19 protein-coding genes are annotated in these 21,211 nt (G+C 62.2%); 8 read left to right on the top strand and 11 right to left on the bottom strand.

Going from position 1 to position 21,211, the window contains the following annotated elements; translation table 11 throughout:
• Positions 1–32: 32 nt before the first annotated feature.
• From ACIQ2A_RS07045 to ACIQ2A_RS07035, 3 genes are all read left to right on the top strand, one after another.
• On the top strand, positions 33–1,097 hold the full coding sequence (locus ACIQ2A_RS07045) for a glycosyltransferase family 4 protein (protein ID WP_398477251.1): 1,065 nt from the start codon (positions 33–35) through the stop codon (positions 1,095–1,097).
• A 205-nt stretch (positions 1,098–1,302) separates the two neighbouring features.
• Complete coding sequence (locus ACIQ2A_RS07040; protein WP_398477249.1) at positions 1,303–2,052, top strand: glucose 1-dehydrogenase; 750 nt, start codon at positions 1,303–1,305, stop codon at positions 2,050–2,052.
• Positions 2,053–2,223: 171 nt separating this feature from the next.
• The gene (locus ACIQ2A_RS07035; RefSeq protein ID WP_398477247.1) at positions 2,224–2,403 is read left to right on the top strand and encodes a hypothetical protein; all 180 of its coding nucleotides are present in this window, start codon (positions 2,224–2,226) and stop codon (positions 2,401–2,403) included.
• On the opposite strand, the gene ACIQ2A_RS07030 is transcribed toward ACIQ2A_RS07035, so the two are convergent.
• From ACIQ2A_RS07030 to ACIQ2A_RS07005, 6 genes are all read right to left on the bottom strand, one after another.
• Complete coding sequence (locus ACIQ2A_RS07030; protein WP_398477245.1) at positions 2,400–3,776, bottom strand: FAD-containing oxidoreductase; 1,377 nt, start codon at positions 3,774–3,776, stop codon at positions 2,400–2,402. The two genes, ACIQ2A_RS07035 and ACIQ2A_RS07030, sit on opposite strands and share 4 nt — an antisense overlap.
• Positions 3,773–4,231, bottom strand: coding sequence for a DUF4126 family protein (locus ACIQ2A_RS07025; protein ID WP_398477243.1), 459 nt, complete (start codon positions 4,229–4,231; stop codon positions 3,773–3,775). The genes ACIQ2A_RS07030 and ACIQ2A_RS07025 overlap by 4 nt, the downstream gene beginning before the upstream one ends.
• Positions 4,232–4,327: 96 nt before the next feature.
• Positions 4,328–5,248, bottom strand: coding sequence for a glutathione S-transferase family protein (locus tag ACIQ2A_RS07020; protein WP_398477241.1), 921 nt, complete (start codon positions 5,246–5,248; stop codon positions 4,328–4,330).
• 19 nt (positions 5,249–5,267) lie between these two features.
• Positions 5,268–5,468, bottom strand: a complete 201-nt coding sequence (locus ACIQ2A_RS07015) for a hypothetical protein (RefSeq protein ID WP_398477239.1) — start codon at positions 5,466–5,468, stop codon at positions 5,268–5,270.
• 115 nt (positions 5,469–5,583) lie between these two features.
• Positions 5,584–6,864 carry an MFS transporter gene (locus ACIQ2A_RS07010; protein WP_398477237.1) on the bottom strand — a complete coding sequence of 427 codons (1,281 nt, stop codon included), beginning with the start codon at positions 6,862–6,864 and terminating at the stop codon, positions 5,584–5,586.
• 86 nt (positions 6,865–6,950) lie between these two features.
• Positions 6,951–9,230, bottom strand: coding sequence for an FdhF/YdeP family oxidoreductase (locus ACIQ2A_RS07005; protein WP_398477319.1), 2,280 nt, complete (start codon positions 9,228–9,230; stop codon positions 6,951–6,953).
• A 196-nt stretch (positions 9,231–9,426) separates the two neighbouring features.
• Here ACIQ2A_RS07005 and ACIQ2A_RS07000 point away from each other — a divergent pair, with 196 nt between their 5' ends.
• The 3 genes from ACIQ2A_RS07000 (at position 9,427) to ACIQ2A_RS06990 (ending at position 12,996) form a co-directional block, all read left to right on the top strand.
• A complete protein-coding gene (locus tag ACIQ2A_RS07000) occupies positions 9,427–10,542 on the top strand; it encodes an alkene reductase (RefSeq protein ID WP_398477235.1) in 1,116 nt (371 codons plus the stop codon).
• 74 nt (positions 10,543–10,616) lie between these two features.
• Positions 10,617–10,808 carry a hypothetical protein gene (locus tag ACIQ2A_RS06995; protein ID WP_398477233.1) on the top strand — a complete coding sequence of 64 codons (192 nt, stop codon included), beginning with the start codon at positions 10,617–10,619 and terminating at the stop codon, positions 10,806–10,808.
• 100 nt (positions 10,809–10,908) lie between these two features.
• Entirely contained in the window at positions 10,909–12,996 is a 2,088-nt protein-coding gene (locus tag ACIQ2A_RS06990) for a molybdopterin-dependent oxidoreductase (RefSeq protein ID WP_398477231.1), read from the top strand.
• Positions 12,997–13,136: 140 nt separating this feature from the next.
• Here the strand turns inward: ACIQ2A_RS06990 and ACIQ2A_RS06985 are convergent, their stop codons facing one another.
• The 3 genes from ACIQ2A_RS06985 to alr form a co-directional block, all read right to left on the bottom strand.
• Complete coding sequence (locus tag ACIQ2A_RS06985; RefSeq protein WP_398477229.1) at positions 13,137–14,777, bottom strand: GMC family oxidoreductase; 1,641 nt, start codon at positions 14,775–14,777, stop codon at positions 13,137–13,139.
• A gap of 195 nt (positions 14,778–14,972) precedes the next feature.
• Positions 14,973–16,226, bottom strand: coding sequence for a D-amino acid dehydrogenase (locus ACIQ2A_RS06980; RefSeq protein WP_398477227.1), 1,254 nt, complete (start codon positions 16,224–16,226; stop codon positions 14,973–14,975).
• A complete protein-coding gene (gene alr / locus ACIQ2A_RS06975) occupies positions 16,223–17,386 on the bottom strand; it encodes an alanine racemase (RefSeq protein WP_398477225.1) in 1,164 nt (387 codons plus the stop codon). The genes ACIQ2A_RS06980 and alr overlap by 4 nt, the downstream gene beginning before the upstream one ends.
• Positions 17,387–17,536: 150 nt before the next feature.
• Here alr and ACIQ2A_RS06970 point away from each other — a divergent pair, with 150 nt between their 5' ends.
• The gene (locus ACIQ2A_RS06970; RefSeq protein WP_398477223.1) at positions 17,537–18,013 is read left to right on the top strand and encodes an Lrp/AsnC family transcriptional regulator; all 477 of its coding nucleotides are present in this window, start codon (positions 17,537–17,539) and stop codon (positions 18,011–18,013) included.
• A 136-nt stretch (positions 18,014–18,149) separates the two neighbouring features.
• Here ACIQ2A_RS06970 and ACIQ2A_RS06965 read toward each other — a convergent pair whose 3' ends face one another.
• Positions 18,150–19,772: an ABC-F family ATP-binding cassette domain-containing protein gene (locus ACIQ2A_RS06965; RefSeq protein ID WP_398477221.1), complete on the bottom strand. Its 1,623-nt coding sequence runs from the start codon at positions 19,770–19,772 to the stop codon at positions 18,150–18,152.
• Between the two features lie 135 nt (positions 19,773–19,907).
• Here ACIQ2A_RS06965 and ACIQ2A_RS06960 point away from each other — a divergent pair, with 135 nt between their 5' ends.
• Positions 19,908–20,855, top strand: coding sequence for an acetamidase/formamidase family protein (locus ACIQ2A_RS06960; RefSeq protein WP_398477219.1), 948 nt, complete (start codon positions 19,908–19,910; stop codon positions 20,853–20,855).
• Here ACIQ2A_RS06960 and ACIQ2A_RS06955 read toward each other — a convergent pair.
• The gene (locus ACIQ2A_RS06955; protein ID WP_398477217.1) at positions 20,852–21,022 is read right to left on the bottom strand and encodes a hypothetical protein; all 171 of its coding nucleotides are present in this window, start codon (positions 21,020–21,022) and stop codon (positions 20,852–20,854) included. The two genes, ACIQ2A_RS06960 and ACIQ2A_RS06955, sit on opposite strands and share 4 nt — an antisense overlap.
• Between the last annotated feature and the right edge of the window lie 189 nt (positions 21,023–21,211).

Here is a 21,211-nt window from a genome sequence, read left to right as displayed (position 1 = left end):
AGCTCCTCACTTCCAACATGGGAGATATGTAAATGCGCATCGCGCAAGTGGCTCCACTGACTGAAGCTGTTCCACCCAAGCTCTATGGCGGCACTGAACGTGTCGTCCACTGGTTGACTGAAGAGCTTGTCGCGCAAGGGCACGACGTGACGCTTTTCGCCAGTGGCGATTCACAGACCACAGCCAAGCTCGACGCCGGCTGGCCGAAGGCGCTCCGCCTCGACGGCTCGGTACGCGATCCCAATGCACTTCACATGGAAATGCTGGAGCGGGTGCGTCAGAAATGTGATGATGACGAATTCGACATTCTGCACTTCCATCTCGATTACTACCCGTTCTCCCTATTCTCCCGCCAGCCGACACCGTTCGTGACCACGTTGCACGGCCGCCTCGATCTGCCGGAGCATCAGCCGACCTTCACGACATTCTCGAAAGCGCCGGTGATCTCGATCTCGGACGCCCAGCGTCGTCCGGTGCCGCAGGCGAATTTCATCAAGACGATCTATCACGGCCTGCCGGAGAAACTGCTGACGCCGCAGGACGTCAAGCCGAGCTATCTTGCGGTGCTCGGCCGCATCGCTCCGGAAAAGGGTGTCGATCGCGCCATCAAGATCGCCATCCGCGCCGGCATTCCGCTGAAGATCGCTGCCAAGGTCGATCGCGCCGACGAGGAATATTACGAAGCCGTGGTGAAGCCGCTGATGGATCACCCGCTGGTCGAATTCATCGGCGAGATCAGCGATCGCGAAAAGCCGGACTTCCTGTCGGGCGCCTATGGCCTGCTGCTGCCGATCGACTGGCCCGAGCCGTTCGGCCTGGTCATGATCGAATCCATGGCCTGCGGTACGCCGGTGATTGCCTATAATCGCGGTTCGGTGCCGGAGATCATCGACCAGGGCCTCACCGGCTTTATTGTCGAGGATGAACTCAGCGCCGTGAATGCCGTGGGCCGCCTCGCCGGCATGGACCGCGTCGCGATCCGCAAGCATTTCGAAAAACGCTTCTCGGCCCGTCGCATGGCGGAAGACTATGTCGAGGCCTATCGCAGCCAGATGGATCAGAAGACGCAGCTCCGGCTCGTCAGCAGCGCCGAATAAAGCTAAAGCTGCGACATTGATGATTGGATCGAGGGCGGCCGCAAGGTCGCCCTTTTTTCTGCGCCAAAGTTTTATCGCGGATACCGAAGCTGTACAGCCTGTCCGGCTTTTGCGACAACATGCCTGCGGCACTCGGCCGCGCCTCGGCATTCATATTCAAAACGACAAGCGCCCGATCGTGGCGCGGCAACGGGAGAGAAACCACATGAGACTTCAGGGCCTGTCCACCATCGTCACCGGCGGCGCATCCGGATTCGGCGCCGAAATTGCGCGATCCTATGCGCGTGAAGGCGCCAAGGTCGTGATCTTCGATCTCAACGCCGACGGCGCGAAGAAAGTGGCTGATGAAATCGGTGCGAGCGCCATCGCCCATGGCGGCAGCGTCGCCAACAAGGCCGATGTGGATGCCGCCGTGAAGCTCGCCGTGGACAAATTCGGCAAGCTCGACGTGGTCGTCAACAATGCCGGCTGGACCTTCCGCAACAAGCCGATGCTGGAAGTGACCGAGGAAGAATTCGACCGTGTCTTCGACGTCAATGTGAAGGCGATCTTCCTGATGACCAATGCCTGCGTGCCCGTGATGAGGAAGCAGAAGAGCGGCCGTATCATCAATATCGGCTCCACCGCCGGTGTGCGTCCCCGTCCCGGCCTTACCTGGTACAACGCCTCCAAGGGCGCGGTGAACCTGATGTCGAAATCCATGGCCGTGGAGCTCGCCCCCGACGGCATCCGCGTCAATTGCATCGCGCCGGTGATGGGCGAAACCGGGCTGCTGGAAGCCTTCATGGGCGTGCCCGATACGCCGGAAAACCGCGCCAAATTCATCGGCACCATTCCGCTCGGCCGCATGTCGCGCCCATCGGATATCGCCAATGCCTGCGTTTATATGGCCGGTGAGGAGTCCGAATTCCTGACTGGCGTGATTCTGCCGGTGGATGGCGGGCGAACCATCTAGGGAATTTCGTAAACCATCGAATCCAGTCACATTCGATTCACCAATTCCCTTAAGCAGTTCAGCCCAGGTTCATGCGATGATCCCTGCATGATCGAGGGACAAACCTCGGCAGGGAAGGCGTCAGGGTCAGGTCGGTCAACGGCCTGACCCGTCTCTTTGGGGATCATCACCATGGCAGCGAAGAAGAAAACGGCTCCGCGCAAGAAAGCGGATACCCATGAGGCCGCTCATCCGACTTTCGCCGTTCTGCGCACGGCCACCCGAAGCCTCATCAATATGGCCATCGTCTGCGCCGCCTGCGGCATCACGCTGCTGACCTTGATGACGGCGCTGAAATTCCAGCTCGCTTAATTGCTCTTCATCTCATTGAGAAGCGTCGGGATCAATTCCGATACCGTGGGATGCACCGGCACCGCCCATTGCAGCTCGGTGTAATCCGCGCCGGCATTCATGATGTCCAGAATGCCGTGGATGGCCTCGTCGCCTGACGTACCAAGGATCGCTGCACCCAGAATCTTCTTCGTCTCGGCATCGACGACCACCTGCATCTTGCCGAACGTCTCCCCCTTTTCCACCGCGCGCCCGACATGTGTCATCGGTCGCTCGCCGATGAGGAGCTTTTTGCCCGTCGCCTTTGCCTGTGTCACCGTCATCCCGACACGACCGAGCGGCGGGTCGATGAACAGCGCATAGCCGGGAATGCGATCGCTGACCTTGCGGCTCGCGCCATCGAGCTGATTGGCAGCGATGATCTCGAAATCATTATAGGCCGTATGCGTGAAAGCGCCGCGGCCGTTGCAATCGCCCATCGCATAGATGCCCGGGACATTGGTGGCGAGGCTGTCATCGACCTTGATATAGCCGCGCTCATCCGTGGCCACGCCGGCCTTGTCGAGACCGAGATCATCAGTATTCGGCCGGCGCCCCACTGCGAGCAGCACATCGCTGCCGATCACCTCGGGCGCACCTTCAGTGCAATCGACCCCGACAGCAACGCCATCCGCGTGCGGCTTGAAGGTAATGCATTCTGCGCCGGTGCGGATGTGAATTCCTTCGGCTTCCAGTATCTCTCGGATCAGTGCGGAGATATCCGCATCCTCGCGCGATACCAGCCGCGGCCCCTTCTCCACCACCGTCACCTCCGCACCGAAGCGGCGAAACATCTGCGCGAATTCGAGACCGATATAGCTGCCGCCGACCACGACCAGATGTTTCGGCACGCGGTCGAGTTTCAACATGCCGCTATTGGTGAGATAGGGCACATCATTCACGCCCGGAAAATCCGGGATCACCGGGCGACCGCCGACATTGATGAAGATCTTTGGCGCAGCCAGAACATCGTCACCCACACGCAAGCTGTTCGCGGATTCGAAGCGCGCATGGCCATCAAACACCGTACAATTCTTCATATGGCGCAACCAGCCTTCGACGCCGTTCCGCGAATCCATGATGACCTTGTCCGCACGCGCGCGAACCTTCGCCATGTCGATCCGCACCGGCGCGTCGATGATCACGCCATAATCGCCACCACGCCTTGCCAGATGCGCAGCATAGGCGCTCGCCACCATGGTCTTGGTGGGCTTGCAGCCGGTATTGACGCAAGTGCCGCCGAACAGATGGCGCTCGATGATCGCGACATTCTGCCCGGCCGCGGTGAGACGGCCCGCCAGCGACGGGCCGGCCTGACCGGCACCGATGATGATGGCATCGAAAGCCTGGGTCATTTCAGCGCCAATACGATCAATATTGCACCGATAATAGCGACAGCATCCTCGATGAAGGCGGCGGGCGCATCCTTGCCGAAGCTTGATGCGAGTATGCCGCGGGTATGTGCGCCGCCGAGTGTGCCGATAACTGCACCGATGGCACCGACCGCACCGCCGAACAGCCAGTTGGCCGTCCCCGCAATCGCAATCCCGGCAATCGCGCCGACAACAATGCGGGTGGCGAACTGCACCGGCACTTTACGACTTGGTGTCGATGGCAGTTGATCGGTAATCAGTTCGACAGCGGCAAGGATGCTGAAGATGGCGACGGCCCAGCTCGAGCCGAGAAATGCGAGCCAGGTGCCGGTGACCTTTGCGACCCCGAGATAGGCAGCCCAGCTGGCCGCCGCCGCTCCTGTCATCGCCCGCAAGCCGGTGACCACGCCCAACAACAATCCAAGCAGATAGATCATCGCAATCCCCCAGCGGGCACGGAGCGCCCCCGTCGAGTTCCGATACTAGCCGTACAGTTTTAAATTGCGAGTCGAAAGGTATCGCAATAGTCTCGATCAGAGCGTTGTCACTGCGAAGCCAATGCGCGGAAAGTGAACGGCGACTGTCCCGACTGCGGGATCATTCCTCTGCAATGTGACGCGGTCCGGGCCTGCGGCAAGGCAGGTGCCCGTCACCGTGTCGAAGCCCCAATCCGTCGGCGTCACCGCAAGCGGCGTGCCGAGCGGCCATTCCGATGCGGTAGTGCTGACGATGTCTGGTTCGGCAGCGCGAGCCACATCGAGCGCCGCGTCCGGCGTCATCGCGTCGCTATGGCCATGGCCGAGCGCGCCCATGCGATCCATCCATGCCAGCACGCGCGGATGATCGGACACGCCCTCGCCTTCTCCAAGATTCCCGCGCGCGTACCATAGTGGATGATAGACGGCGAGATCAGCGAGCGAAGGCGCATCACCCAAGATGAAGGGACCGCTCTCAGTCAGGCCTTGATCGATCCATGTCAGATGCTGCCGAAACTGATCGCGCAACGATGGCACGCGCGGTCGCATCTTCTCGCTGTCCCATCCATCGAATCTGCCGGCGGTGAATGTTGCACGATCGGCATGCAGCTCCGGCGGAAAGCGATCGCCATTGAGGCCGAAGACGAGACCCAGCGATGTGGCAAACAAAGCCTGATCAGCCCAGCCCGCGACCATGTCGGCGATGCCACGCGTGCGCGGCGGATAAAAAGTTCGCTCGGGATAGCGTCGCTCCAGCTCGGCGAGAATGAGCCGGGTGTCGCAATAGATATCAGCGCCGATTTGCAAAACGGGGATACGGCGATAGCCGCCAGTGAGCGGAACGAGCTGCGGCTTCGGCGCCATGCGCGGCTGCTCGACCGAGCGCCAGCGCAGACCCTTCAACCCGAATGCGACCCGGATTTTCTCGGCGAATGGCGAACGCGGATAGTGGTGAAAGATGAGTTCCGATGCTGCCACCTGCCCGACGATCCGTCAGTCAGTGCTTGGTCGCCGATGGCGCATCCTGAATCGCCTCGAACTCGGCGAGCGGATAGACGAGGCCGTCGGGGCTGACGATCTCGATATCCCAGCTCCCGTCGTCCAGCAGCTCCTTGGCCTTCTTGACCGCACCCGCGGCATTGTCGCGGCGCAGTGAAACGGTACCGGACGTATCAGTCCCTTTGACGAAGAAAGGCAAGTTATCCTCCTCCTGCAAATCTACTGTTCGCGACGTCATTGCCGCGTCACACCACATCTGATCACAAGCGAATGCGTCGCGCCAGCACCTTGAAAGCGGCGAAATCGCCGCGTCATCACGGTTTCGCGCGCTGCATCGACGGGCGCGTCAAAGCAAAGAAGATCAAGGCGCCTGTGGTCAAACATACCGCCATGACGATCAACACAGCGGGCAGCCCCCAATAGGCCGCAACCGGGCTGGTAACCGACTGCACCACCGCCGTGCCCAGGAAGAAAGCCAGATTGGCTGCTGACAGCGCCTTGCCGATATTTTCGGGCGCGACAGCCTCACGGACCATCCCATAGATCAGCGGCTGCATGGAGACGAGGAAGCCGAACGTCACCAGCAACACGGTATCGACGGCTACTGGCATCAGCGGAATACCGAACAGACGCGCCAGTGGATAGCCGGGCGCACCGAGCGCCATGGTGAGCAGCAAGACGGCTGCGATCAGATGCACGCTGAGCAACAACACACGCCGATGGCCGAATTTGCGATCGATGATGCCGGACACCGCCGGCGCGATCACCAGCGCGAGCGTGAACAGCAGCAACACATTGCCAGCCTCGATACGCGACAGGCCCTTGATCGTCATCAGCCAGGGCCCCGCCCAGATCCCGCGTAGCACCAGCTGCATTGCCAGTGAGACGAAAGCGAGGATGATGATGCCGCGTACTGCGCGCGACAGGCCGAGGCGCAGCACCGACACCATTTCCGCGCCGAGCGCGCGCTGCTGTCCTTCCGGTCGGGCGGCCGGCACGATCACTGCGATCAGGCAGGCCACCACGACAGCAGCTGCAACTGCGGTCCAGTAACCGGCACGCCACCCCCAATGCTCGACGACATAGGCCAGCGGGCTTGCCGACAGCAGCAGGCCGGAATTGCCGAACGACAGAATGACACCGGACCACAAACCGAACTGCGCCGGCGTCAGCCGCTTAGCCGCGAGGGTAATGGGGCACATCAACATGCCCGACGTCGCCATGCCGATCGTGGCTTGCGAGACGAAGAAGGACACAGGTCCAGTAGAAAAGGCAGCGATCGCCGCACCGATAATGGTGCCGACAAACAACACCAGAGACACTGAGCGAATGCTGTAGCGATCCAGCGCAACGCCGATCGGGATTTGCAGCATGGCGAAGAAGAAGTGATAGGCCGAAGTCAATGCAGCCAGACTCTGCGGCGTGACGCCAAGATCCGGCGCCATGACGTCGATCGCCAGGGCCGGCGTTGTCCGCAGCATGTTGGACAGCACATGGCCGCAGGTGAGAATGAGAAGTGCCGCCAGCAGCGCTGTGCTCACAGGCGCTTCGATGGCTTCGGGCTTGGCAGGAGACAGAGCTTCAGCAGCAGACATGATGCTGCTCGCCTACGCAAAAATGTCGCAGGCGGCAACCGCCACTAAAGCAGTGGCGGTCATGCATTGCTCATGCTGCGCTGCAGCTAGGCGGCGGCGCTGATTTTCACCGGCACCGACTTGTAAGCCGGCGTTCCCGAGCGCGCATCGTGCTCCTCGAGCGCGACCAGAACATTGGCCTCGGGATAATAGGCCGCGATCGAGCCTTTCGGGATGTCATATTCCACGGCCGTAAAGCCGCGCATGGCGCGTTCGACTCCGCTCTTGCCATCCAGCACGACATCGATCACATCGCCATGGGCGAGACCGCGGCTGGCAAGATCTTCCGCATTGACGAACACGATATCGCGCCGGCCGGTGATGCCCCGATAGCGGTCGTTCATGCCATAGATCGTGGTGTTGTATTGGTCATGGCTGCGCAATGTCGTCAGCGTCAGCGCATGTTGATCCGAACCGTCTTCATAAACGCCGGGGAGCACGAGAAACTGCGCTTTGCCGCTTTCGGTCAACCACTCGCGCTCCGACGCTGCATTGCGCAGGCGGAAGCCACCGGGCTTCTTGATGCGCTCGTTATAATCCTTGAATGCAGGAAACACACCCTCGATGGCATCGCGGATCTTGTTGTAGTCGGCCACATAATCGAGCCAATCCACCTTGGTATCAGGCAACGTGGCGATCGCCATATCGGCGACGATACGAGCTTCCGAGCGCAGATGCTCCGACGCCGGCTTCAATCCCCCGCGCGACCCATGCACCATCGACATGGAGTCCTCGACGGTGACGAGCTGCTTGCCACCTGCCTGTATGTCGATCTCCGTGCGACCGAGGCACGGCAGGATGATCGATTCCTTCGCGATCAGAAGATGCGAGCGATTGAGCTTGGTGGCGATATGCACGACGAGATCGAGACTGCGCATCGCCGGATAGGTGACCTCCGGATCCGGCATCGCCACCGCCAGGTTGCCGCCAAGCGCGACCAGCGCCTTGGAGCGGCCATCGCGAATGGCCTTCACCGCCGCCACCGCATCATGTCCATGGGCGCGCGGCGGATCGAAGCCGAACACGCGTTTGATCCCGTCGAGCAGCGCATCATTCGGCAGCTCGGTGATCCCGACCGTGCGATCACCCTGCACATTCGAGTGCCCGCGCAGTGGCGAGATGCCCGCACCGGGGCGACCAAAATTGCCGCGCAGCAGCAGCAGATTGGCGATGTATTGCACATTGGCGACGCCGTGGCGGTGCTGGGTGATGCCCATGCCGTAATTGATGATGACACTCTTGGCATTGGCGTAGATGCGGCCGAGATGCTCGATGTCCGCGCGCTTCAGACCCGATGAAGCCTCGATCGACTCCCATGACGTCGCGTCGAGATCGGCCAGAAGACCGTCGATACCCTGGGTATGTTCGGCGATGAAGGCGCGGTCGAGCACATCCGGTCCGCCGGCAGCGCGACTCTCGGCATCGAGCGCCACCACGGCCTTCATCATGCCCTTCAGCACCGCGAGATCACCGCCGACCTTGATCTGGTAATAGACCGATGACAGCTGCGTCGCATTGCCCGTCAGTATTTCCGACGGATGCTGTGGCGAGATGAAACGCTCGAGCCCACGCTCGCGCAGCGGATTGATCGAGACGATGGCCGCACCGCGCTTGGAGCAGGCACGCAGGGTGTTGAGCATGCGCGGATGATTGGTGCCGGGATTATGCCCGATGCAGAACACGGCGTCGGCGTGATCGAAATCTTCCAGCGTCACCGTGCCCTTGCCGATGCCGATCGACTTCGGCAGGCCGACACTGGTGGCCTCGTGACACATGTTCGAACAATCAGGGAAATTGTTGGTGCCGTATTCGCGCACGAAAAGCTGATACAGGAACGCCGCCTCATTCGAGCAGCGGCCCGACGTGTAGAACTCCGCCATGTTCGGATCTGGCAAAGCACGCAGGCCTGCGCCGATGCGCGCCATCGCATCGTCCCACGAGACCTCAACGAACTTGTCGCTCGCGGCGTCATAGGCGACCGGATGGGTCAGACGGCCGTGATTTTCCAGATCGTGATCGTGCCATTTCCAAAGCTCGCTCACCGTATGCTCGGCGAAGAACTCCGGCGTCGTCCGCTTGGCCGTCGCTTCCCACGACACCGCCTTGGCGCCGTTCTCGCAGAATTCAAAAGACGACGTGTGCTTGGGATCGGGCCAGGCGCAGCCGGGGCAATCGAAGCCCGCCGGCTGGTTCATGGTGAGCAGGCCGCGGGTTTCATCGACCACCGCGAGCTGGCTGCGCACCACATCCGCCACGGCCTTCAACGCGCCCCAGCCGCCAGCTGCGCTATGATATTCGCCGACGCCCTCGACCTTCTTCTTCACCAGCTCCGTCATCGCAACCGTCCTCGTCAATTCCGGGCCCATATGGCCAAAACATTCCGTCTCGTAGCATCATCGCTGCACTGCAGCGAATAGTGTTTTACAACTTTGATTGACCAGTGGTGCCTGCGTATTGAACGATACGCATGCGCCGCATCGTTTTCGCTGCTATCACCCGATTTGATTTTTGAATGGAGTACAGATGACGTCGTCTTCGTTGTTCAAGCCGCTAAAGGTTGGCCCGTTCCAGCTCAGCCACCGCGTCGCCATGGCTCCGCTGACGCGCATGCGCGCTGAGAAGTCGGCGCTCGCCCCCCGTCCGCTCAATGTCGAATATTATGCGCAGCGCGCCAGCCAAGGCGGCCTCATCATCGCCGAAGCTTCGCAGGTGATGCCGGAAGGACAGGGCAGCCCGAACACACCCGGCATCTATTCGAAGCAGCAGATCGCTGGCTGGAAAGAGGTGGTAGATGCCGTACATGCCAAAGGCGGCATCATCTTCCTGCAGCTCTGGCATGTCGGCCGCGCCTCGCATTCCTCGTTGCAGCCCGATGGCAAGCTGCCAGTCTCCGCCTCGGCCATCGCCATCAACGCCACCACGCGCACGCCTTCCGGCGAAACCGTGCCGTATGAGACGCCACGCGCGCTGGAGACCGATGAGATCCCCGGCATCATCGCCGCCTATGCGCAAGCGACACGCAATGCCCGCGAAGCCGGCTTCGATGGCGTCGAGGTGCACGGCGCCAATGGCTATCTGCTCGAACAGTTTTTGCAGACACGCAGCAATCAACGCACCGACCAATATGGCGGCTCCATCGAGAACCGGGCTCGCCTGCTGCTTGAGGTGACCAAGGCCGTCGTCAATGCATGGACTGCGGATCGCGTCGCTGTGCGCATCTCGCCCTATGGCGTCTCCAATGATTCCGGCGAAGCCGATCCGATGCCGCTCTACACCTATGTGGCCAATGAGCTCGACAAGCTCGGCCTCGCTTATCTCCACCTCGTCGAACCTCGCACCAGCGGCGTCGGCCGCGCGGAAGTGTTTCACGACAATGTGCCGAAGGTCTATGAGCTGTTCCGCCCACTCTGGAAGGGCGTATTGGTCACTGCCGGCGGTTTCGACGGTGCCTCGGCGGAGGAAGCCGTTGCCTCAGGCAATGTGGACGTCATCGCCTTTGGGCGGCCCTTCATCGCCAATCCCGATCTCCCGGAGCGCATCAGGCTGAACGTGCCTTTCACCCCCTATAACCGCGCCACCTTCTATGGCGGCGAGGAGAAGGGATATACCGATTATCCGGTCCATTCGGCTGCGAGCTGACGATCGTTCAATGGAAACCGGCTCCGGACCCACTAAGTATTATGGACAGCCCGTTGCGGGCCACGGAGATCACCATGAGCGTTCCCCTATCCGCCGCCGAACTTGACGATCGCATCGCCATTGTCCGCGACAATATCCGCCAGTTGATCGAACAAGCTGCTGGGGCTGCAGGCGACGGCAACGAGGAACGCGCCGCCGACCGTCTGGCCAGCCAGAACGAGGAATTGGACCGGCTGGTCGCCCAGCGCGACGCGCTGCACAAATAGCTGCGAAAACGTGGCATTCAAGGCGGCCTGCCTGACGGACAGGCCGCCCTGCATAAAACCACGGCTTTTCCTCCAGTAAACTTTTGGCTAGCGTGGCGCCATGAACGTGCAAGCCAAGATCGCAATCAAGAACTCCACCTGCCCGCATGACTGCCCATCGGCCTGCGCGCTCGATATCGAGGTGATCGACGGCAAGTCGATCGGCCGGGTCCGTGGCTCCAAGCAGCAGACCTATACCGCCGGTGTCGTCTGCGCCAAGGTCGCGCGCTATGCCGAGCGCGTTCATCATCCCGACCGGCTGATGTATCCGATGCGCCGCACCGGACCGAAAGGCTCCGGCCACTTTTCGCGCATCACCTGGGATGAAGCACTCGACGAGATCGCGGCGAAGTTCGACGCGGCCGAACGCGATTTTGGCGCGGAATCTGTCTGGCCCTATTATTATGCGGGCACCATGGGCCTGGTGATGCGCGACGGCATCAACCGCCTCGCCAATGTGAAGCGCTATTCGCGCTTCTACAGCACCATCTGCGCCAGCATTGCCTGGGCCGGATTCGCCGCCGGCACCGGCAAGGTGGCGGGCGTGGATCCGCGCGAGATGGTGAAGTCCGACCTGATCGTGATCTGGGGCACCAATCCGGTCTCGACCCAGGTCAATGTGATGACCCACGTTTCCCGCGCGCGCAAGGAGCGCGGCGCCAAGCTCGCTGTCGTCGATATCTACGACAACGACACCATGAAGCAGGCCGACATCAAGATCCTGCTCAAGCCGGGCACCGATGGCGCCTTTGCCGCCGGCGTGATGCATGTGCTGTTCCGCGACGGCCTCGCCGATCGCGACTATCTGGCGAAATATACCGACGCCTCTCCGGAGCTTGAAGCACATCTGGCGACCCGTACGCCGGAATGGGCATCGCAGATCTGCGGCGTTCCTGCGGAAGAGATCGAGGCCTTTGCGCATCTCGTCGGCGAGACCAAGCGCAGCTTCTTCCGTCTCGGCTACGGCTTCACCCGCCAGCGCAACGGCGCCGTGCAGATGCATGCGGCCCTGTGCGTGCCGACGGTCACAGGCGCCTGGCAGCATGAAGGCGGAGGCGCCTTCTACAACAACATGGCGATCTGGAAATTCGACAAGACGCTGATCGAGGGTCTCGATGCCATCGATCCCACGACACGGCGGCTGGATCAGTCGAAGATCGGTCGCATCCTCACCGGAGACACCGAAGCACTGCAGAGCGGCCCGCCGGTGAAGGCGATGCTGATCCAGAATACCAATCCGATGACGGTGGCACCGGAACAGGCACTGGTACGTCAGGGCTTTGCGCGCGACGACCTGTTCGTTGTCGTGCATGAGCAGTTCCTGACCGAAACCGCCATGATGGCCGACATCGTACTGCCGGCCACCATGTTCATGGAACATGACGATCTCTATTATGGCGGCGGCCAGCAGCACATCTCGGTCGGCACCAAACTGATCGACGCGCCGGAAGAATGCCGCTCCAATCACGACGTGCTGCAGGGCATCGCCGAACGGCTCGATGCCAGGCATCGTGCCTTCGACATGACGCCGCGCGAGATCATCGATGAGACGCTGAAGGCAAGCGGCCGCGGTGGCGTCGATGAACTCGAAGCCGATATCTGGCGCGACATCCAACCCGACTTTCGCGCTTCGCATTATCTCGATGGGTTCGCCCATGCCGACGGCAAATTCCACTTCAAGGCGGATTGGTCGAAAGTGCCGGTGCCCAATGCCGGCCTGATGGGCGCGTGGGACGAGATGCCGTCCTTTCCCGACCACTGGGCGGTGATCGAACAGGCCGATGACGCGCATCCGTTCCGTCTCGCCACCAGCCCGTCGCGCAGCTTCCTCAATACGAGCTTCAACGAGACGCCATCATCGCAGGCCCGCGAGGGCGCGCCGACGGTGATGATCCATCCGGCGGATGCGGCAGGGCTCGGCATCGCCGATGGCGATGCAGTGGTGCTCGGCAATATGCGCGGCGAGACGACGCTGACCGCGCGTATTTTCGACGGGCTTCGTCGCGGCGTGCTGATCGCTGAATCGATCTTTCCGAACAAATCCCATATCGGCGGCCGCGGCATCAATATGCTGACAGGCGGCGAGGCCGTCGCGCCCTATGGCGGCGCTGCGTTTCATGACAACAAGGTGTGGGTGAAGAAGGCGTAAGCTAAAAGCCTCCCAGACTGTCGTCGCCCGGCTTGACCGGGCGATCGCGTGAACACCGACCTCGGTGATGAAACACACCCACCGATGTCTACTGGATCACCCGCTTTCGCGGGTGATGACAAGCGAGGGATAACCGGCGCCTACCGCGCATCCTCCAAAATCATATCCGACGCCTTTTCCGCGATCATGATCACCGGCGCATTGGTGTTCCCCGACATCAGGTCCGGCATGATCGACGCATCGATCACCCGCAGGCCTTCGATGCCGCGCACACGCAGGCGCTGATCCACCACCGCACGCGCATCATTGCCCATGCGGCAGGTGGATGTGGGATGATAGACCGTGCTGCCGCGCTGGCGACAGTAAGCGAGCCATTGCTCATCAGTCACGGTGCCGGGGCCCGGCTCCACCTCTCGCGTGACGAATGGCTTCATCGCCGGCGCATTGAGAATGTTGCGCAGGATCTTCAATCCTTCCACATTCGCGGTGCGATCGGTTTCCGTCGCCAGATAATTGATGCGGATCGCCGGCGGCACGGATGGATCGGCGCTCTTGATCCGCAGCGAGCCGCGGCTCTCGGGCCGCAACTGGCACACCGAGGCCGAATAGCCGGAAAATGTGTGCAGCTTCTCGCCCATTTTGTCGGTGGAGAACGGCAGGAAGTGAATCTGGATATCCGGCGACGCCATCCGCGGATCGGTCTTGAAGAAGGCGCCGGTGGTGCCCGCCGCGTAAGTCAGCGGCCCCTTGCGGAAGGCTGCATATTGCAGGCCCATCATCACCTTGCGCAGGGGATGATTGACGAAATCGTTGAGCGTGATCTTTTGCGGACACTCCATCACCATGCGCACCTGCATGTGGTCCTGCAAATCCGCGCCAACGCCGGGCGCATCGAGCAGCACGTCGATGCCATGCTCCTTCAGCAGATCCGCCGGGCCGATGCCCGAGAGCTGCAGCAGCTGCGGCGAGTTATAGGCGCCGCTCGCCACCAGCACTTCCTTGCGCGCGAAGGCCGTCTTGATCTTGCCGTGCTGCTTGAACTGCACGCCCACCGCACGCTTGCCTTCGAACACGAGGCGCTGCGCCGGCGCTTCGGTCTCGACGCGCAGATTGCCATGACCGTTCTTCAGCGCCGGACGCAGATAGACCCGCGCCGTCGAGGCACGGCGGCCGCCTTTCGTGGTGGTCTGAAACCAGCCGGCGCCTTCCTGGCTCGCGCCGTTGAAATCATTGTTGACGGGAAGACCGGTCTGCGCCGCCGCCGCAATGAAGGCTTCCGACAGCGGATCGGGGCAACGCGAATCCGACACCGGCAGCGGACCTCCGGTGCCGTGATAATCGTCCGGCCCGCGCGTCTGGTCCTCGGCTTTCTTGAAATAGGGCAACACGTCGTCATAACCCCAGCCGGCATTGCCGAGCTGACGCCAGCGATCGTAATCCTCATGCTGGCCGCGCACATAAAGCAGGCCATTGATGGAGCTGGAGCCGCCGAGCACCTTGCCACGCGGCTGAAACACCTTGCGGTCGTTGAGGCCGGGCTCGGGCTCGGTCTCATACATCCAGTTGACGGATTTTTCCTTGAACAGCTTTCCGTAGCCGAGCGGAACATGGATCCAGATATTGCGATCCTGCGGGCCGGCTTCGAGCAGCAGCACCGAGTATTTTCCGGACGCCGACAGCCGATTGGCGAGTACGCAACCGGCAGAGCCGGCACCGACGATGACGTAGTCAGCCTCGATGGCATTCGCCGGCGCGCGCGTCGACGCAGATGATCCGCTCATGTTTCCCCGCATGGTTTTCAGCAACTGAAAACGGAAACGGGAGGGATGTAAATGGGACGAAATGAGCGCATGGCGGGCATGCGCTGTGCCCGCCATGGCTGTAGGATGGGTTGAGCGCAGCGATACCCATCACCACACGCGCCTGCCGTGATGGGTATCGCTGCGCTCAACCCATCCTACGCGTCTGCGCTTCGATCAGCTATATCGCGCCATCGCCAATGCGGTCACATCCAGCTCCGGCGCCTTGCCGGAGATCTGGTCGGACAGCACCCGCGCGGTGCCACAGGCCATGGTCCAGCCCAGCGTGCCATGGCCCGTATTGAGATGCAGGTTGCCGAACTTGGTCGGGCCGACGATCGGCGGACCATCCGGCGTCATCGGCCGCAAGCCGCTCCAGAAGGTCGATTGCGCGAGATCGCCCGCTTTCGGGAACAGATCCGTGAGCGACTTGTCGAGCGGCAGACGGCGCGGCGCGGTCGGCTGCGGCGTGTAATTGCCGACCTCCGCCGTGCCACCCACGCGGATGCGATCGCCGAGGCGGGTGATCGCCACCTTGTAGGTCTCGTCCATCACCGTGGATTCCGGAGCCACCGTCGCATCGGTGATCGGCACTGTGAGCGAATAGCCCTTCACCGGATAGACCGGCGCATCGATGCCGAGCGGACGCAGCAGCAGCGGCGAGAAACTGCCGAGCGCCATCACATATTGATCGGCGGTGAAGACACCCTTGTTCGTTGTCACCTGCGCGACGCGGCCACCCGTGACATCCACCGACTTGATGCTCGTCTCATAGATGAACTTCACGCCGAGACCGGCGGCGACCTTCTCCAGCGCCTGAGTGAACAGATGGCAGTCGCCGGTTTCGTCATCGGGCAGGCGAAGCCCGCCGATGAACAGATCCTGCACGCCGGCCAGACCCGGCTCATATTGCACGCAGCCGGCTTTATCGAGCACCTGGTAAGGCACGCCGTACTGCTTGAGAATCTCGATATCGCTGCCGGCGCCGTCGAGCTGCGACTGCTTGCGGAACAGCTGCAGCGTGCCCTGGCTGCGCTCGTCATAGGCGATGCCGGTCTCGGCGCGCAACGCGCGGAGCTGGTCGCGGCTATATTCGGCAATGCCGACCATGCGCGATTTGTTGAGTGCGTAACGCTCGCTGGTGCAGTTGCGCAGCATCTGCAGCATCCAGCGCCACTGATACGGATCGGCCTGCGGACGCACCACCAGCGGACCATATTTGTCCATGATCCAGCCCAGCGCCTTTTTCGGCACGCCCGGCCCCGCCCAGGGCGAGGCATAGCCCGGCGAAACTTCGCCGGCATTGCCAAAGCTCGTCTCCAGCGCCGGGCCGGGCTGACGGTCGATCACCGTCACCTCATGGCCGGCCTTGGCGAGATAGTAGGACGTGGTGACGCCGATGACGCCGGCGCCGAGAACGAGAACCTTCATAGTGCAATCTTCCCAGCACGACCGCGCCAGCGCGTGTCGATTTCCTCAGCATAGATCCGTTCGTAGCGGCGACCGAGCGATGTCAGCATCTCGTAACCGATGGTCCCGGCAGCAGATGCGAGATCGTCGATGGTCTGATGCCCGCCGATGATCTCCACTTGCGAACCGCGTGCCAACGCCCCCTCGGGCAGCTCACTACAATCCACGATGAGCGAGTCCATGGAGACACGTCCGGCCAACGGCAGTCGTTTGCCGCGAAAATAGACTGCGCCACTTGCGCCAAATGCGCGCTGCAGGCCGTCGGCATAGCCGATCGAGAGAGTCGCAAGCCGCGTCGGCCGCGCCGTCTGCAAGGTCCAGCCATAACCGACATGCGCACCGGCCTCGACATCGCGCACCTGCACGACCTGCGCGGTGAGCCGGATCACCGGCAGCATCGGATTGACCTGCCCGGGCAATGGATTGATGCCATAAAGGGCAGCACCGGGCCGCACCAGATCGTGGTGATAGCTGCCGTCGATGAAAATGCCGGAGGAATTTGCGAGCGATCTGCGGATGCCGGGGAAGCGTGCCGCGAGCGCTGCGAATGCCGCGTGCTGATACGCATTGGCCGGATGCAAGGCTTCATCGGCGCAAGCCAGATGGCTCATCACCAGCGTGACATCGATGCCGGGGAGCGGAGCGTCGACAAATTGCGCGATTTCACGCGACGACATGCCAAGCCGCGACATGCCGCTATCGACCTGCACCACCGCAACCAGCTTTCGCCCGCGCTCCAACGCCTGCTGTGACCACGCCTGCGCCTGATCGAGCGAATTCAGCACCGGCACGAGGCCCGCTGCCGCACAGTCACCCTCGCCGCCAAGCGGCAGGCCGTTGAGCACATGGATGGTCACATCGCGCGGCAGATGACGGCGCAGATCGAGCCCTTCATCGAGATGCGCGACGAAGAACGACCGGCACCCGGCCTGATAGAGCGCCGGAGCCACGCGATCAGCGCCGAGCCCGTAGGCATCCGCCTTGACCACACCTGCACACGTGACGTTGGGCCCCACTTTGCTGGCGAGCAGCCGGTAATTCCGGCCGATCCCAGCCAGATCGATGGTCAGCACCGCGCCTGCGTGCTGCGCACTGTCGTTCACATCCACCCGCGCCAGCATGACCGCCACCTCCATTCGAGGACCAACGAGTCACTATCTCACCCCATTCACGACGCTTTACGGCGATTTAGGCCACTGCTAACATCTAAGACGCCGGATTCCGGCGAATATGGCCGATATATTAGCGAATTTCTGCGATCCGAGGGAACCATGCCTGCCGACCTCGATTCCATCGACCGAAAGATCCTGCGCGAGATCGTGCAGGATGCCCGCATCAGCCAGATGGCGCTGGCTGAGAAGGTCGGCCTGTCACCCACTGCCTGCACGCGGCGGCTGGGCGCTCTAGAGAAGAAGGGGATCGTCCGCGGTTATGCCGCCGAGATCGAAGCAGCCGAGCTCGGCTACATGATGACCGTGCATGTCCACATCACGCTGGACAAGCAGAGCGAGGATGCCCTCTCCGCCTTCGAGCGTGCCATCGCGCAATGCCCGGACGTGGTGTCCTGCTATCTGATGTCCGGCAATGACGACTATCTCGTCCATGTCCAGGCGCGCGACATGCCGGACTATGAGCGCATCCACAAACAGCATCTGTCGCGCATGCCGGGTGTGTCGCGTCTGCATTCGAGTTTTGCGATGCGGACGGTGGTGAAGCGCGGTGTGTCGCTGTCGGCGCTGAAGGGGTGATGCGCACCACACGCTCACCCTCATCCTGAGGAGCGCGCAAAGCGCGCGTCTCGAAGGATGGCTGCGGAGCTCAGGAGCCAGGCCAGCTCATGGTTCGAGACGGCGCTGCGCGCCTCCTCACCATGAGGGATTGAGTTTAGCTATGCAGCCCCGGCGCTTCCTGGCCGGTGCGCTCGACATATTCGTTATAGCCGCCGCCATATTGATGGATGCCGTCCGGCGTCAGCTCCAGCACGCGGTTCGACAGCGCCGCCAGGAAGTGGCGGTCATGCGACACGAACAGCATGGTGCCCTCGAAATCCGCCAGCGCCTTGATCAGCATTTCCTTGGTGGCCATGTCGAGATGGTTGGTCGGCTCGTCCAGCACCAGAAAATTCGGCGGATCGAACAGCATCTTGGCCATCACCAGACGCGCCTTCTCGCCGCCTGACAGCACGCGACAGCGCTTCTCGACGTCGTCGCCGGAGAAGCCGAAGCAGCCGGCCAGCGCGCGCAGCGTGCCCTGCCCTGCCTGCGGAAAGGTGTCTTCGAGATTCTGGAAGATGGTGCGCTCGCCATCGAGCAGATCCATCGCATGCTGGGCGAAATAGCCCATCTTCACGCTGCCACCGATGGTCACGCTGCCGGTGTCCGGCTCGGATGCGCCAGCCACCAGCTTCAGCAGCGTCGACTTGCCGGCGCCGTTGATGCCCATGATGGCCCAGCGCTCCTTGCGGCGAACCATGAAGTCGAACCCTTCATAGATCACCTTGCTGCCATAGGCCTTGTGGATGCCCTTCAGGCTGGCGACGTCTTCACCCGAACGCGGTGCCGGAAGAAAATCGAACGACACGACTTCACGGCGCTTCGGTGGCTCGACGCGCTCGATCTTGTCGAGCTTCTTGACGCGGCTCTGCACCTGCGCCGCATGGGAGGCGCGCGCCTTGAAGCGCTCGATGAACTTGATTTCCTTGGCGAGCATCGCCTGCTGGCGCTCGAACTGCGCCTGCTGCTGCTTCTCGTTCATGGCGCGCTGCGCCTCGTAGAACTCGTAATCGCCGGAATAGGAATTCAGCGAGCCGCCATCGATCTCCATGATCTTGGTCACGATGCGGTTCATGAATTCGCGGTCATGCGAGGTCATGAGCAGCGCGCCCTCATAGCCCTTCAAGAATCCCTCGAGCCAGATCAGGCTTTCCAGATCGAGATGGTTCGATGGTTCGTCGAGCAGCATCACGTCCGGGCGCATCAGCAGAATGCGGGCCAGCGCCACGCGCATCTTCCAGCCGCCCGAGAGCTTGCCGACATCGCCGTCCATCATCTCCTGCGAGAACGACAGGCCGGCCAGAACCTCGCGCGCGCGGCCTTCGAGTGCATAGCCGTCGAGCTCCTCGAACCGCGCCTGCACCTCGCCATAGCGGGTGATGATCTCGTCCATCCTGTCGGCCTGGTCCGGATCGGCCATCGCCGCTTCCAGCTCCTTCAGCTCGGTGCCCACCACGCTGACGGGGCCCGCGCCCTCCATCACTTCGGCGGTCGCGCTGCGGCCCGACATTTCGCCGACATCCTGGCTGAAATAGCCGATCGTGACGCCGCGCTCGACCACCACCTGGCCTTCATCCGGCTGCTCGCGGCCGGTGACCAGGCGGAACAGCGTCGTCTTGCCGGACCCGTTGGGGCCGACAAGGCCGATCTTCTCGCCCTTCAGCAGCGCGCCGGCGGCTTCGATGAAGACGATCTGATGACCGTTCTGCTTGCTGATATTGTCGAGGCGGATCATGGGCGGCGGGACTCGCGGGCAATAAGGAAGGCCTCGCAATAAGGCATCGCACCGGCCCGCGAAAGGATATTTTGCGCTGCAAACGCAGGTTCAGCCGGTAAGCTGTGCCGCAGAATCGGAAATCAGGGGCCACCAATGACGCAGACCATCCAGCCGACGCCCGCCACCGTCCATTGGGGCTATTTCGACGCCAAGCAGAAGCCGATCGCCACGATCGAGCCGGGCGAAACCGTCATCATGACCAGTGTCAGCGGCACCCGCGACCACCTGCCGACAGATTCCGGCATGACGCCGCGTCCGGAACTACTCGCCATCATCGACGCCGTCACGCCCGATCTCGGGCCGCATATCCTCACCGGCCCCGTGGCCGTCCGCGGCGCCGAGCCGGGCGATGCGCTGCGCGTCGAGATCCAGGACGTCCAGCTCGCCGACGACTGGGGCTACATGCTGTTCCGCCCCGGCATGGGCACATTGCCCGACGATTTCGACTATTTCCGCCGCATCCATATCGGGCTCGATCGCACCAACAAGATCGTCAAGACGCCGTGGGGCATCACGCTGCAGGCACAGCCATTCTTCGGCGTGATGGGCACCGCGCCCAAACCCGAAGTCGGGCGCGCCTCATCGACCATGCCGTCGCATTTCGGCGGCAATATCGACAATAAGGAGCTCTGCGCCGGCAGCGTGCTGTATCTGCCGGTCTGGACCGCAGGCGGCCTGTTCTCCTGCGGCGACGGCCATGCCGTGCAGGGCGACGGCGAAGTCTGCGTCACCGCCGTCGAAACAGGCCTCACCGGCACGTTCAAGATCGATCTCGTGAAGAATGCCCAGCTCGAAGCGCCCTATGCCGAGACGAAGGACCATCTCATCACCATGGCCTTCGATCCCGACCTGGATGAGGCTGCACGGATTGCGCTGCGCCGGATGATCGCGATGGTCGCTGCACGCACCACGCTGTCGCCCGAGGACGCCTACATGCTCTGCAGCCTTGCGGCAGATGTGCGCGTCACCCAGCTCGTCAATCTCGAAAAGGGCATCCATGTGATGATGCCGCATGACGTGATCGCGCAGGCGAAGCGCTAGCGGTTGCGCCGCTGCCCTGCGAGCCAGGCGTTGTTCTCGGCCAGCGTCTTCAGGGCCAGCGCCACCTGGCGCAGCTCATTGCGTTCGGGGCCCGGCGGCAAGGCGCGTGCCTTCCGCAACGCGATACGGGCAAGATCTCGGAATTCCTCTGCGATGCGTTCGGTCATGCCGAAACAACGCCGCAAACGGGAACTTCGACAGCTGCGCGGAACAGCTATTCATGGGGAACCCGCAAGGAACTTGAGGGAACTCGGCCGCGCCACACATGTGGCAATTCGGTTGGCGTGTGCACATAAGGATAGTGCTCGGCCTGCATGGTACGAGACGCCCGCTTCGCGGGCTCCTCACCATGAGGG

It is taken from the genome of Tardiphaga sp. (assembly GCF_044336785.1).
In the GTDB taxonomy this organism is placed as follows: domain Bacteria; phylum Pseudomonadota; class Alphaproteobacteria; order Rhizobiales; family Xanthobacteraceae; genus Tardiphaga.
The sequence above is the reverse complement of the archived record's forward strand: the minus strand, read 5'-3'. Positions and strand labels throughout refer to the sequence as shown.

Bases quoted from the DNA above. Each gene is read 5' to 3' on its own strand.
- ACIQ2A_RS06990 (WP_398477231.1), top strand. From the start codon at position 10,909: ATGAACGTGCAAGCCAAGATCGCAATCAAGAACTCCACCTGCCCGCAT.
- ACIQ2A_RS06960 (WP_398477219.1), top strand. From the start codon at position 19,908: ATGACGCAGACCATCCAGCCGACGCCCGCCACCGTCCATTGGGGCTAT.
- ACIQ2A_RS06965 (WP_398477221.1), bottom strand. From the start codon at position 19,772: ATGATCCGCCTCGACAATATCAGCAAGCAGAACGGTCATCAGATCGTC.
- ACIQ2A_RS07035 (WP_398477247.1), top strand. From the start codon at position 2,224: ATGGCAGCGAAGAAGAAAACGGCTCCGCGCAAGAAAGCGGATACCCAT.
- ACIQ2A_RS06970 (WP_398477223.1), top strand. From the start codon at position 17,537: ATGCCTGCCGACCTCGATTCCATCGACCGAAAGATCCTGCGCGAGATC.
- ACIQ2A_RS07010 (WP_398477237.1), bottom strand. From the start codon at position 6,864: ATGTCTGCTGCTGAAGCTCTGTCTCCTGCCAAGCCCGAAGCCATCGAA.
- ACIQ2A_RS06995 (WP_398477233.1), top strand. From the start codon at position 10,617: ATGAGCGTTCCCCTATCCGCCGCCGAACTTGACGATCGCATCGCCATT.
- ACIQ2A_RS07000 (WP_398477235.1), top strand. From the start codon at position 9,427: ATGACGTCGTCTTCGTTGTTCAAGCCGCTAAAGGTTGGCCCGTTCCAG.
- alr (WP_398477225.1), bottom strand. From the start codon at position 17,386: ATGCTGGCGCGGGTGGATGTGAACGACAGTGCGCAGCACGCAGGCGCG.
- ACIQ2A_RS06985 (WP_398477229.1), bottom strand. From the start codon at position 14,777: ATGAGCGGATCATCTGCGTCGACGCGCGCGCCGGCGAATGCCATCGAG.
- ACIQ2A_RS07030 (WP_398477245.1), bottom strand. From the start codon at position 3,776: ATGACCCAGGCTTTCGATGCCATCATCATCGGTGCCGGTCAGGCCGGC.
- ACIQ2A_RS07040 (WP_398477249.1), top strand. From the start codon at position 1,303: ATGAGACTTCAGGGCCTGTCCACCATCGTCACCGGCGGCGCATCCGGA.
- ACIQ2A_RS07025 (WP_398477243.1), bottom strand. From the start codon at position 4,231: ATGATCTATCTGCTTGGATTGTTGTTGGGCGTGGTCACCGGCTTGCGG.
- ACIQ2A_RS07045 (WP_398477251.1), top strand. From the start codon at position 33: ATGCGCATCGCGCAAGTGGCTCCACTGACTGAAGCTGTTCCACCCAAG.
- ACIQ2A_RS06955 (WP_398477217.1), bottom strand. From the start codon at position 21,022: ATGACCGAACGCATCGCAGAGGAATTCCGAGATCTTGCCCGTATCGCG.
- ACIQ2A_RS06980 (WP_398477227.1), bottom strand. From the start codon at position 16,226: ATGAAGGTTCTCGTTCTCGGCGCCGGCGTCATCGGCGTCACCACGTCC.